We start from the raw sequence: 11,387 nt of genomic DNA, 5'->3' as shown, positions 1-11,387 counted from the left end.
CCACGAGCTTTCTCAGGTGGGCTTGGGTGGCTCCATCCAGTTTTCGGGCATCAGGTTTTGTCTTCATGCCCATATAACGCACCACGCACTATTTGGTGCACACGTCAGTATCTGGTTGTGCGAACCACGATGCGCCACACAGCGAAGCAAGCTCGACGTACTGCTCGTAGCTCCATGGATATACCCCGGCAATACCGGCCTGCTTCCCACGCGTCTTCCACAACTGCATGGCCGTGAAGCCTGCACTATCGAGCGCGAAGTCGAGTTCCGTCAGGTCCGTCGCTTCGGGAAAGTGAAACTGTTGTCGCGCTGGATTCCAGAAGGCGTTCGCAGAAACCATCGCCGCGTAGCCTTCATCAAAAGCATGAAAGGCGAGCTTGCCTCCCCGATGCGGTATGCCAGCACGAACAAGCAAGCCGTCTGCAAGATGCGCGTTAGTCTGGGAGCGCGGCATACGTGGCCGGCGCCCATCATTATTCAGATTGGTCATTCAAACTGCTCCTGTACAGTGGACAGGGCAGCGCCCACGCGGGGCATTGCCCCGAGAGGGAAAAAGCGCTGCTTTCAGGCAGCGAGTGACATGAACGAAACGATCGAGCCGCGGCGCGTCCGACTCTCGATGAGACCGCGGCGGGCCGCTTCCCGGAATGCCGCGTTGATAGTGTTCAGATGAAAACCCAGGTCGTCGGCGATGTCGCGCTGCGTCGGAAGCACGTCACCCGGCTGGAAGATTCCGGTACGGATGGCCTGTTCGATCTGGTCCGCGACCGCCAGGTAGATCTTTCCGCGAATCCGCGCAAAGTCCGGGCGCCACCGTTGCTGATGGGCTGCACGTGCTGCGACGGATGGGAGTGGACGTAGTTGTGAATCGGTTGCCGGATGCATCATGGCGCGCATCCTACACCGAACGCAGCCGGATCTGCTTTGCCCACTCATTCCCACAGGGCAACGAAGCAACGAACACGGCAAAGGGTGCGCGCGCTGGTGATAGTTCGAGCGTGCGCTGCGCGGCAATTGCTTCGGCCAGGCGCAGTGCATCAGCGAAGGCGCCTTCACCGGTTGCGTCGAGCGCCGCGCGCGATTCATCGCTCGCGAGAACGAGCGCAATGAAACGCGCCGCGCGTGTGGCACAACCGGCAGCGATGATTCCCGCGATTGCGGCATCGGCCTGTTGGCCGATGCCTACGCCCGATACCGCATCGGCCTCTACTACTTCGGCGTGGACCAGACAGCGGACGATGTCTTCGGAAAAGTCGTTGGACGAATAGGTCATGGTTAAATTCCAGATGACGGAGCGCGTCCCCACGGGGCATCGACGCCCCGCGGGGTATTGGTGATCTCAGGCCGCTCGTACCATCCGGGCCTGAAGCGGCAGGGCAGCGGCATACGCAGACATCGCGCACAGGCAAGCCCCGGCGACTATCGAAGCCGCGACGGTGGCAATCACAATCTGCCGGTTCATAAGTCCTCCTTTGGAAAACGCGGAAGGCCCCATTCCCACGCGGGAAAGGGGCCTTTGAAGCGCGAAACGTCTCAGGTGCAGGACTTCGGGTGACTCGCGGGATAGACCAGCACGCGCCCGTCGTCGCAGATGCGGAAATCGCCCTGCTCGCCCCTCGGCGAATGCACGACGATCACCGGTGCTTGTGCCTGCTGGCGAAGCGGCGCGTGTGTGCACGCGCCGAGGCTTGAGGTACCAGCTGCTGCAACGAGCAACATGAAGAAGTTCAACATGGGTATGTTCCAGAAGAGATGAATTGGCCGCCCCGTCAGGGGCGGCGTAGGAGGTCGAGCGCGGTCAGGCGGCCGCGCGCTGCGGTACGGGATCGGACACGGAAACCGTGAGCCACTGTCCGTCGACCACGACGTCGCGCAAACGCGAGCCATTCAGCGTGTAGACGTGTTCATGGCCCGTGCGCGGCGATGCTGCGCGCGAGGTGCACGTGATGCAGGGCTGGACGGAAGGATGCTTCTTCAACAGGGTTGCTCCTCAAAGTTGAAACGGGGAGCGTCCCTTGCGGGGATTCGCTCCCCACAAGGGTTAAAAAGAAAGGTCATGCAGCCAGGGCTTCTACGTCGATGACGCCGTCGGCCTCGAGAACAAGATCAGGTGTCTGCGAGATGAAGAACTCGCGCTCATAGCCCCCCTGACGGAGAACCTCGCGCTTCATTCTCATGAACTGCACCTTGCGCACCGGATCGAGCGGACCATCCGATTCGTCGCTGAACAACGTCTGGTACGGTTCACCCGCATTGCGTGCGAGATACAGTGCAATGCCACGCGTCAGGCTTTCGTTGATCCACACCTTCTGCCCACCCGACATCACCGAAACTGCCTTGGTGCTGTCGTTGTCGGCGTCATGGACAAGGATCTCGAAACCTTCACGAAGGTCACCGGACGCAAGCTCTCGCTGCGTTCGGATCTCGACGGTAAAGCGCGGGCCATAGCACGCAAGCAGCAGGTCGTTGACCGTTTGTGTGAGCGCCGGGCCAGCATCGTCGATCGTCAGTGCCACGACGCCGTCGTTGCCGAGCCCCTTTGCAAGCAGCTTCCAGCTCGCGATTTCATCGGACAAGCGTTCCGCCCTCTCCTGCGTCGCACCGTATCCGTCCAGTTCCGCCTTCATCGCGTCGCGCTGTGTTTCGCGCGTTGCGTGCTGACGGATGAGGGCTTCGATACGCGCGTCGAGTGCCATGCTGGCCTCCCGGTTCGCGAGCAGTTGCCGGTCGAGATCGCCGATCGCCCCCGTGACATCCGATGCAGCGAGTTTTGAGGTCTCCGCATCAATATCCCGCAGCGTCGCCTGCAGACGGGTCGTTTCCGCCTCCCGGCGTTGAGCGACCTGAACCAGTTGCGCATCGACGTCCGCAAGATCCGTTGTCGACTGCGCGAGGCCACTCGCGGCCGCTTCGAGAAGCGGCTTGCGGGCGGCCAGGGCGGTGGCAGACTCGAAAGTGCGCCGGGCCGAAGTGAGTGCAGCGTTGACTAGCCGAAGCTCCTCACGCCTGGGTGCAAGCTGCGCAACCACGGGCGAGAGTTCGTCAGCAAGCGCCTTCTTCTCGCGATAGCTCCTGCGAAGCGATTCGACGGCGATGCGCTGTTCACTGAACTTGCCAGACGCTTCACGCGCCTGGGCGAGCAACGGACAGGTCGCATGCATCGCATGGCCAGCACACGGAACCTGATCGACCACAGCGGCCTGCTGCTGCAGCGTGGTGAGCAGTGCAGCCTTCGTTGAGCCTTGCGCCTGCAACCCGCCAAGGGCTGCGTTCGCTTCGGTCAACGCGGTCTGCTTCGGCTCCAGGCCGGCGATCTCAGACTGAAGCGCCTGAATGCGCGCCTCCTGCCGTCCGATCTCCAGTTGCGCCTGATCGCATTGCGTCTGCGCGCCTTCGATCGACGCGCGCTGTCCGAGCGTCGCCTCGTGTGCGGCGATGCCTTTCGCGAGCGCCGCGCGGCGGTCGTTGAGACGCCTCGTCAGTTCCATCGCATCGGACTGCATGGATGAAAGCGACGTTTGCGTTTCACCGCGCTGCTTTGCCAGTTCCCGCAGGCGTGCCTCTGCCGTTGCCGACTCGGCCTGCTTTGCCGCGAGCGTCGCGCGCTGCTGCCCGAGCGTCTGTGCGGTGGCCAGGAGGCCATCGCGCTCGCGCCGTGCAGTTGCGATCGACTCCGCATCCACCGTGATCGCCCGTTCCGTCTGCGCGAGGGTTTCGCGCTTCAGGGACAGGGACGAGAGTTCACGCTGGATGACGTCGAGCCTGCCACCCAGGAGCTTCGCGACGTCCGCGGCCTTCGCCGAGAGCGTGCGCAGGTGGTCGATGTGCAGCAGTTCGGCCAGCAGCGACTTGATCTCGCCCGCGTTGTAGGACGCGAGCGGCCGTCGGTTCTGCGCGGAAAACACGCTCGTGAAAAACGTTTCGAGCGAGCCGCACACGGATTCGACACAGCGGTCATAGGTGTCCGCCTTGCCATCCGAACGTGTGCCATCGGGCGCCACAAACGGCTGCCAGAGTCCCGCCCTGTCGAGCCATGCGAGGAAGTACTCCGCCTTGCCCGTCTTGCCTGGCTTGCGGAACGCGAAGGTCGAGCGGTAGCGCACGTTGGCGTGCTCCCATTCGAAGATCTTCTGCGCCTGGGCGCCACAGAGGTGGTCCCAGTACGAGAAGGCATCGACGGAGAGCTTCGCGGCGTGCGAAGGCATGATGCGGTACGGATGCAGGTTGTCCATGAGAGTGGATTTCCCTGCGCCGTTTGCGCCTTTGAGCGCAATCAGGCCCATCGGCAACGTCTGCAGATCGAGTGTCACGCTTTCGCGCTTCATCCCGTCGCGTACGCCGATAAATCCTTCGAGGGTGACGATCAGCGGTCGCATGGTATCCCCTCCCCGACCGGTGCGTCGTGCAGGTAGTCGGACGGCAACCAGGGCACATCGTCATCGTCGGGAAATGGCGCGGCAATAACGGGATCCACCGGCGCAGTTGCCACCGGCACGATCGAGCCGTCAATCGCACGTTCGAGCGCCGTGCAGGCCGCGCGAAACCGGGTGCCTGCCAGCTTCAGCAGTTGTTCCCAGCTGTCACACGCCGTGAGCGCTTTCAGTTCGCGGGGCGACCACTGGCTCGCATAGCCGTTGCTATGCGACCAGAGCAGATTCGTCATCTCGACGTCTGGCGCCACGACGAGCTCAACCTCGGAGGCGTTGTCTTCATGGACCATCACGACGAAGCCGTGGCGTACAGCAATCACGGCGCCGCGCGCGGGACCGTAGGGTTGATGGAAAAGCCCTGCGGTGAATCCGGCGTGCTTCACGAGAAGCTGCTGGACGTCACGAGCGGACGAGGTTGCATTGAAATGCTGGACCCAGTCGGGGCCGGCGGGATAAAGACCAAACATGGGGACACTCCAGAGGTAAAGGACGGAGTGCGCCCCCTTCGGGAGATCGCTCCCCGTCAGGGTCAAAAGACAATGGATGCAGCGTTCGCTGCGATCGCGATGCGCCAGAGGCGCGGGTGAACCTTGTTCCGCCAATGCGCTCATTCATGAAACGGAGCGCACTGGCGGGACACGGCTGTGTCCACGAGCGAGCGGGCCGTACGGGCCCCGCTCACTGGATGGCGGCTATTCACGCCGCAAAGAGATCGCCTTCCAGCCAGTCGAGTGCTTCCCCCGATGCGCCGCTCACGCGCTGCGCGGGCGGGACAACGGAAGGAGAATCGTCCGACGGGATGGCTGCAGCCGCAGGCGGCCTCACGACAAGAGCCAACGGCGTGGCCACAGGCGTCTGGTCGAGCTGCGCCAGAACTGCGTCGGCGATCGCGTTCGCATCCCCGGTTTCGAGCAGTTGCAATCGCTCAAGAGCAGGTGCTGCGCCCACGTTCGCGACTTCGCACCAACGCTTGAGCTTCGCATCGACCGACGTCTCCAGGCTGATGCCCTGCGCGCGACTGCGCACGACCGGGAGAATGCGCGGCTCGATCTTTACGCCCTGCGCGTTCGCGAACATTGCCTCGATCGCGGCGCGATCGACAGACTGCCGATGTTCCTCATCGACCTGCCAGCGTACGCGTACAAACGCGTCACCTGCATCGCTCGCAAACTGCGCGAGACGCTCCATGTCGGGCGGACCATCGAAGTCGATGCAGACCATACGGCGCGCCGGCGTGGGTACCAGTTCGGCCGAGGCCGAATGGGTATCCACCTCCCATAGCAGGTAACCCTTCTCGCCCTGCTCACCGAAGTGAAACCGGCCGATCGAGCCCGCATAGGCGATGAGATGCCCACCGCGTTCCCACGACTGGTACTTGTGGATGTGACCCAACAAGAAGGCTGAGCACTGCGCATCGAAGAGTGCCGAGAGCGAAAACTCGTGATCGAGTCCCGCCATCGTGACACCGTGCTCCGTTTCGCAGCCGACCACCGTTCCGTGCGAAATACCCACAGTCGCGATGCCCGCCTCACGCAGACGTGCGTTCACCTGCCCCGACGCTACCAGATACGTCGCGAGCACGTCGCCGAGATCCGTCGCCGCGGCGAGTGCGCCAACACTCGCTGCGAATTGCCCCTTGTTGACGGTCGGCAGACAGGTGAAAACGGCCTCGGGCTGCACCGCCAGTACCTGCGCGAGTTCGCGTTCGTTGAACACCGGCCCAGAAGATGCCAGGAAGCGACCATTCGCGAACGCAACTTGCTGGATGCGATTTGCGATGAACACCCCGTTGGTCGAGCCCATGAGCGCGAAGATGTCCAGCGTGCCGGGCGGCTCGTGCGAGAAGGTGCCCTGCAACATGATCACAGGCATTGAAGCCGCGAGACGGTGAATCCGGCGCGCGAGAGTGATGAGTGCCGGGGAATGTGCGTCGAGGCGATGGTCAGTCGAGTCACCCGAGACGACAGCTATGCGGGCGCCGCGCATGATCGCGTCGTGCGTAGCGAAAACGAAGCATCGGTCCGCTTCATCAAGACGATCAGGCGAGTAATGCAGGTCAGAAAAATGTGCGATCTTCAAGGCGCACCTCCGTAAACGAAAAATGGCCGCCGGAAGGCAGCCTCGATGGGATGAACGCCGCAGTGCGGCGAGGAAATGGTGGGTCAGGCCAGCGCGTCGCGAACCCGCATCAGTGTCGTGCCAAGCAGGTTCAGGCCACGCCATTTCGACGGGTCTGCGATCAGCGGGTCGCGCTCGCGCAGTCCAACGCCCCAGATGCGATCCCAGGGGCTCGCTTCGACCAGAACAGTTGGCGCGGACGCCAGCAGCACCGAGCGCAGGCCCGGGTTCTGCCCGAACTTCTCCCGGCAGCCAACGAAGACGATGGATTCGCGCCTGGCTTCCCAGAGCGTGGCGTCGAAGCCGGTGACCTTTCGGCCGAGCGCCTTCTGGTCGCGCGGATCGTTTGTAGAGAGCACCGCCGTGGCAGACGCTTCATCATCGAAAAGCTTCGCCTTGGCGAACATCATGAACTGCTCGACCGAAGTGAACTGTTGGCCTCGGTACTCAAAGCGGCACCGATGCCAGTTGCTGAACGCATCGTCCGCGCCAAAAAACGCGGTGAAATTGCCGATTCTGTGCATCGGACGACTCCATACGGACACAAGAGGATGGCCGCGATTGCGGGCTGTTTCGATGCGCTGTTGTGCGCGGTCGAAAGCGTTTTAGCAAGCCAGCTTGCTGAAACACTCTCCATCCGGTCACATGAGAAAGGCAGCCAGCCCCTCGAAGGGCTGGCTGTCGTCAGTTGGGTTTTGCTTCCCGAACCGCAGTCTCGATCTCGCGATCAAGTGCGTCGCGATTCTCAAGTGCAGCCTCGAGGCGAGCGTTCATGCCGTCGACGTCGGCGGGACGTTGTGCCCAGCCGCGGCCGTACGTGGCATGCGCGAAGACCCGGAAGTTAGGCTGCCGGTCCTCTGCGCTCAGTCCGAGACGACTGAGCAGGTCCGTCATGCGCTCGCGCTTTTCCTCAAGCGTTTCCGCTTCGTGGAATTCGCCGGTTTGGCCACCAGAGCCTTCTCCTGTCTCGGGTACGAGCGCCATGCCTTCGAGCGGACCATCGTTCGGGGCACCTGCTGGTTCTGTGGCCGCCGTCAACGGATACACGTTGGTCGCACCTTCGAGCAACGTTGCAGCTTCGGACGCCGCTGCCAGCGCGGGCGGTTGATCCTCCGCGCCGTCGAGCAACGCACTGATGTCGATGTCAGCGTCAAGGACGGTAAGCATCTGCATCTGGCGCACCGGTTCGCCCTGCTCATTGATCCGCGTGATCTCGAATTCGCGCTTTGAAATCCAGAAGCGCGTGCCGGTCAGCTTGCCGCGCGCGAGCGCCACGGTCTGCATCGCCGAATACGCCTTCTGCAGCACATAGATCGAGTTCGTCGGCAACTCCATGAGGCCGAGTCCCTTGATTTCGGGGATCGCAAAGATAAAGCGTGCTGAGAGGTTGCACTGCCGCGCCTGATACTGCGGACACCCCTGCGGATTGCACACACCATCGGGGATGGCGTTGTCTTCGCGCAGGATGATCGAGCGTGGACCGAAGTTGCGCTGTGCGCGCTGGGCCCGCGCGTCGCGCTCGGGCTTCGCGTACTGCTTGCAGAAGCGCGTGCCGTCGACACCGTACTCGGAGAAGAACTTGCGTCCGGTCGTGCCCCACGTCGCCATCTCGTTCGGGATGTTGGCCATCCAGTCGTTGAAGGCGAAGACAACGGGGAAGCGATAGAGCTTCAGACCGTCACCGCGATCCTCGCCGTAGAGACGCAGGATTTCATCTGCGACGTCGGGGTTGGTGAAATCGGCGCGGCGACAGGTGAAGTACGGGACATTTCGCGGAGCGAGCGCGTTTCTGATCTTGCAGCGTCGCTCGATCTCGTCGCCGATCTTCTCAAACGATTCGCCGGCGGCAACAAGCTGCTCGTAGAGCCTGACTGCCTGCTCATTTTGCCGGGCGGCTGACGTCAGGACCTTGATGCCGGGACGGATCCGGCCGATGACGGGGGCGCGAGGTGCACGCTCCTCGACGATGCTGCGCACGGGCGCAGCGCCAAGCGGAATAACTGCGTTCATGAGGGTTGTTTCCTTGCAAGAAAGAAGATCGCCGAGGTGCGCATCTCGCCGGCCGACTGCTCCAGGTTCGATGCCGCCGCCTCTCCGCGGCGCGTGGCGATGTGGGACAGGAAAACGCGGCGCTCGCTGTCGGCGAGCATCGCGATCTGGGCGACCTCACAGCGCGCGCGCCAGGCGCCCGTCGTGGTGTCGGTACTGGCGCGTTCGCTTTCGATCGTGCTGCTGATCGCGTCGGCAATGCGCTGGTCAAGACAATTGGGAAGAAGCATGGGAGCGCCTCCGAACAGGGAATGAAGAAGCAAAGGACGAAAAAAAACGCGCTCCCCTGGCAAGAGGAACGCGTTCTGGATTCTGATGAGGATGACCCGCACGCCACGTCCCCTTCGGGGACGTGGCGCACAGGGAGCCGCAAGGCTCATAACAGGGAACGTTAGGTCGTTCCCGGCGCGACATGGTCACGTCGCGCGAACAGCCCTTTTCCGAAAACGTGAGTTTTCGCCGCAGGTTCACGGGTCAGTCCACTTCGATCGTTCTACCCAGATGGGCCTGGAGAGAGACACCCGAATATCCGGGCTCGAACGATGTCGCGGCGCAAATGAATGCGGCCGGCGACGAGTATTACGACTGACGAGAGGGGAGCAGGTGGCGAGCCGCTCAGCACGAGAGATATTCCACACCAGTAGCCAGCTGGTCGGAGCATGCCGAAAAGGCACGACTTGAGGCAGTAGATGGACTCCGGGCTACGGAGTCGAGGTCGATGCGTCAGGAGACGCGAGCAATGGAGTCAGTATCGCCAAAAAAACGGGAACGTGAGCCCGGAATGGTGGCCAATATCGTGCAGCTTTTGCCGGAAATCTGCAGACGAATCGGGAACACAATGACAGGTGAGAGAGACCACACCCGAATAACCTCATGGCCGCCGTTCTTGAAACTGCGCCGCAACCGGAAGACAGACCCGGCAACGCGGCACAGGGCGGGGCGCCCGACGCACCCGCCCCACTCACCGCTGTTCCTTCAGGCACCGGGCTCAAACCCATCGAGCGCCTGACGAGCGATACACGCTACGAGAAGATCATCCCGGATTCCGCCCAGGCGACGACGCTGAAATACAGCTCGATCTTCGTGCGGACCTTCCTGCGCTCGGACTACAACTTCTGTGCCTCGAAGATCTCTGTCGCGCGCGATGGCAAGCTTCGCGCCCTCGACCAGGCGATCCGCGAGACGAGCGAGTGGTTCACGAAGGCGATCGTGTGGACCGAGCAACTCGGCGCTCGCCAGATTCCCCGACGCTACGAAACGATTGAGCTTGAGGTCAAGCGCCCGCTTGCTGGCCAGCTTGTCCGCTGCCTGACGCAGTATGAGCGCCTGTTTGCCCGCGCATGGTCGGCCCACGTTTCCCACCTGCTGAGCCAGGAGCGTTGCACGGCCACGCTCACGAACGCCGAGAAGAAGCTCAAGCACATCGTCCAGGTGTGCATTCCCGACAACGAAGAGTACGACTTCGACGGCGCCCGCCGCGATCACAAATAGCTCACCCAACCGCGGTTTTGCCCGGCTTGACTTCTCAGCCGGACGGCTACGCTCGACAGTACCCCAGTGAGGAGAACGTCCATGGAAATCGACCTTCGCGAGGTTCAGGCGCTGCATGCGCGCTATGCCCGCGAGCATTTTGTTATCGACCTGGAAAATCAGGTCAAGGCCCTGCCGGCGCCGCGCCTGATCGCGCACGAACCTGCTGGCAGTACGTCAGCAGTACGCAGGGCGTGGAAAGCGCGTTGGCGTCTTGGGCGCGCCGCACTGATGGTTGCGGGTGGCGCTGCCGTCTGCGGCGCTCTGGGCATGAGCGCGGCCCGCCTGTTGCCGTTGATGCACAGCGATCGTGCCGTTTCACACGACGTGCAGGGCACGCGCGCAATGCATGCGAATAGTTCGCCCGAAGCTTCCTCACCGGTCGCGTCGCCCCCAGCCCTGAGATCGCAGGATCTGCTTACGGGCAGTGGCGGCGCGAACTGGAGCGCCGCCGTGGATTCCGCCGCGGCGTTGCGCCAGACGGCGCAATCTCGCGAAACTGCAGCGCCGGGTTCCGCGAACCCGGCGGCCGCGCCGGACGAGCAGAAGGCGCTCACCTCCCCGCCGCGTCAGCATGTCACGCAGGCACCGCAACCGCAGGAAAGCGCTCCGGCGGCCGCGAAGCCAGCACCCGTCACGACTGCCGCTGCCGCTCCCTCGCAGTCGAAGGAGGATCAACCGGCACCACGGCCCGTCGTGCGACACCTGACACATGCCCACGTGTCGCCGACGCGAACGGAGCAAGCGGCGAACAATGAATCCGCGAAGCCCGCCGCCGCGCCGGCGCAGCGAAACGGCGACGTACAACTTTTCTGAAGGACCCCGGAACCATGAAAACGCAAAACACGCTCAACGTCACGCTGCTCGCGCCCGGTTCTACTATCGAGGGCAATTTCATTCTCGATCATGGCGTCAGTCTTTTTGGGATCGTCGACGGAAACGTGATCAGTAACGAAGGGCTGCTGCACGTTGGGGTGGGCGGTCTGGTGAAAGGTCAAGTCGAGGGCGAGCACGTGCGCGTCGACGGCACCGTCGAGGGCGATCTGCGCGCACGCGGTTCCCTTGAAATCAACGGCCGGGTGAGGGGCAACATTTTCTATTGCGGGACCATCAGGCTTGGCGAGCGCGCGTCCCTCGAGGGCCAGCTCAAGCGCGTTGCGCGCGAGCTCACAATAGAAGGCCCCGCATCAGTGCAGGAGCCGTCGAACGTACAGCATCTTGCACGTGCAACCAGTTCAGCCTGAGAAAGCCGGAGTGCAG

Annotated in this window: 14 protein-coding genes; 3 read left to right on the top strand and 11 right to left on the bottom strand. The window is 62.8% G+C overall.

The genetic code is table 11. From position 1 onward, the window contains the following. Window positions 1-88: 88 nt before the first annotated feature. From HV773_RS34360 to HV773_RS34310, 11 genes are all read right to left on the bottom strand, one after another. Complete coding sequence (locus HV773_RS34360; RefSeq protein ID WP_175198287.1) at window positions 89-490, bottom strand: hypothetical protein; 402 nt, start codon at window positions 488-490, stop codon at window positions 89-91. A gap of 74 nt (window positions 491-564) precedes the next feature. Further along, on the bottom strand, window positions 565-888 hold the full coding sequence (locus HV773_RS34355) for a GntR family transcriptional regulator (protein WP_246282605.1): 324 nt from the start codon (window positions 886-888) through the stop codon (window positions 565-567). Window positions 889-898: 10 nt separating this feature from the next. Beyond that, window positions 899-1,273, bottom strand: a complete 375-nt coding sequence (locus tag HV773_RS34350; protein ID WP_175198286.1) for a hypothetical protein — start codon at window positions 1,271-1,273, stop codon at window positions 899-901. 260 nt (window positions 1,274-1,533) lie between these two features. Beyond that, the gene (locus HV773_RS34345) at window positions 1,534-1,734 is read right to left on the bottom strand and encodes a hypothetical protein (protein ID WP_175198285.1); all 201 of its coding nucleotides are present in this window, start codon (window positions 1,732-1,734) and stop codon (window positions 1,534-1,536) included. A gap of 64 nt (window positions 1,735-1,798) precedes the next feature. Then, on the bottom strand, window positions 1,799-1,978 hold the full coding sequence (locus HV773_RS34340) for a hypothetical protein (RefSeq protein WP_246282604.1): 180 nt from the start codon (window positions 1,976-1,978) through the stop codon (window positions 1,799-1,801). 76 nt (window positions 1,979-2,054) lie between these two features. Beyond that, window positions 2,055-4,376 carry an SMC family protein gene (locus tag HV773_RS34335; RefSeq protein WP_175198284.1) on the bottom strand — a complete coding sequence of 774 codons (2,322 nt, stop codon included), beginning with the start codon at window positions 4,374-4,376 and terminating at the stop codon, window positions 2,055-2,057. Then, the gene (locus tag HV773_RS34330) at window positions 4,364-4,897 is read right to left on the bottom strand and encodes a hypothetical protein (RefSeq protein ID WP_175198283.1); all 534 of its coding nucleotides are present in this window, start codon (window positions 4,895-4,897) and stop codon (window positions 4,364-4,366) included. The genes HV773_RS34335 and HV773_RS34330 overlap by 13 nt, the downstream gene beginning before the upstream one ends. Window positions 4,898-5,126: 229 nt before the next feature. Beyond that, entirely contained in the window at window positions 5,127-6,509 is a 1,383-nt protein-coding gene (locus HV773_RS34325) for a metallophosphoesterase family protein (RefSeq protein WP_175198282.1), read from the bottom strand. Window positions 6,510-6,592: 83 nt separating this feature from the next. Further along, the gene (gene ybiA / locus HV773_RS34320; RefSeq protein ID WP_175198281.1) at window positions 6,593-7,072 is read right to left on the bottom strand and encodes a riboflavin biosynthesis intermediates N-glycosidase; all 480 of its coding nucleotides are present in this window, start codon (window positions 7,070-7,072) and stop codon (window positions 6,593-6,595) included. A 160-nt stretch (window positions 7,073-7,232) separates the two neighbouring features. Further along, the gene (locus HV773_RS34315) at window positions 7,233-8,558 is read right to left on the bottom strand and encodes a recombination directionality factor (protein ID WP_175198280.1); all 1,326 of its coding nucleotides are present in this window, start codon (window positions 8,556-8,558) and stop codon (window positions 7,233-7,235) included. Further along, a complete protein-coding gene (locus HV773_RS34310) occupies window positions 8,555-8,929 on the bottom strand; it encodes a DUF7696 family protein (protein ID WP_246282603.1) in 375 nt (124 codons plus the stop codon). The genes HV773_RS34315 and HV773_RS34310 overlap by 4 nt, the downstream gene beginning before the upstream one ends. Before the next feature lie 541 nt (window positions 8,930-9,470). Here HV773_RS34310 and HV773_RS34305 point away from each other — a divergent pair. From HV773_RS34305 to HV773_RS34295, 3 genes are all read left to right on the top strand, one after another. Further along, entirely contained in the window at window positions 9,471-10,088 is a 618-nt protein-coding gene (locus tag HV773_RS34305) for an AcaB family transcriptional regulator (protein ID WP_175198279.1), read from the top strand. A gap of 81 nt (window positions 10,089-10,169) precedes the next feature. Next, window positions 10,170-10,943, top strand: coding sequence for a hypothetical protein (locus HV773_RS34300; protein WP_175198278.1), 774 nt, complete (start codon window positions 10,170-10,172; stop codon window positions 10,941-10,943). A 14-nt stretch (window positions 10,944-10,957) separates the two neighbouring features. After that, entirely contained in the window at window positions 10,958-11,371 is a 414-nt protein-coding gene (locus HV773_RS34295; protein WP_175198277.1) for a bactofilin family protein, read from the top strand. The last annotated feature ends 16 nt before the right edge of the window (window positions 11,372-11,387 follow it).

It is taken from the genome of Paraburkholderia caffeinitolerans (assembly GCF_902859945.1).
Classification (GTDB): Bacteria; Pseudomonadota; Gammaproteobacteria; order Burkholderiales; family Burkholderiaceae; genus Paraburkholderia; species Paraburkholderia caffeinitolerans.
Note: the sequence above shows the minus strand (reverse complement) of the source record. Positions and strands in the feature narration are given on the sequence as shown.

Bases quoted from the DNA above. Each gene is read 5' to 3' on its own strand.
- HV773_RS34360 (WP_175198287.1), bottom strand. From the start codon at position 490: ATGACCAATCTGAATAATGATGGGCGCCGGCCACGTATGCCGCGCTCC.
- HV773_RS34355 (WP_246282605.1), bottom strand. From the start codon at position 888: ATGATGCATCCGGCAACCGATTCACAACTACGTCCACTCCCATCCGTC.
- HV773_RS34350 (WP_175198286.1), bottom strand. From the start codon at position 1,273: ATGACCTATTCGTCCAACGACTTTTCCGAAGACATCGTCCGCTGTCTG.
- HV773_RS34345 (WP_175198285.1), bottom strand. From the start codon at position 1,734: ATGTTGAACTTCTTCATGTTGCTCGTTGCAGCAGCTGGTACCTCAAGC.
- HV773_RS34335 (WP_175198284.1), bottom strand. From the start codon at position 4,376: ATGCGACCGCTGATCGTCACCCTCGAAGGATTTATCGGCGTACGCGAC.
- HV773_RS34330 (WP_175198283.1), bottom strand. From the start codon at position 4,897: ATGTTTGGTCTTTATCCCGCCGGCCCCGACTGGGTCCAGCATTTCAAT.
- ybiA (WP_175198281.1), bottom strand. From the start codon at position 7,072: ATGCACAGAATCGGCAATTTCACCGCGTTTTTTGGCGCGGACGATGCG.
- HV773_RS34315 (WP_175198280.1), bottom strand. From the start codon at position 8,558: ATGAACGCAGTTATTCCGCTTGGCGCTGCGCCCGTGCGCAGCATCGTC.
- HV773_RS34305 (WP_175198279.1), top strand. From the start codon at position 9,471: ATGGCCGCCGTTCTTGAAACTGCGCCGCAACCGGAAGACAGACCCGGC.
- HV773_RS34300 (WP_175198278.1), top strand. From the start codon at position 10,170: ATGGAAATCGACCTTCGCGAGGTTCAGGCGCTGCATGCGCGCTATGCC.
- HV773_RS34295 (WP_175198277.1), top strand. From the start codon at position 10,958: ATGAAAACGCAAAACACGCTCAACGTCACGCTGCTCGCGCCCGGTTCT.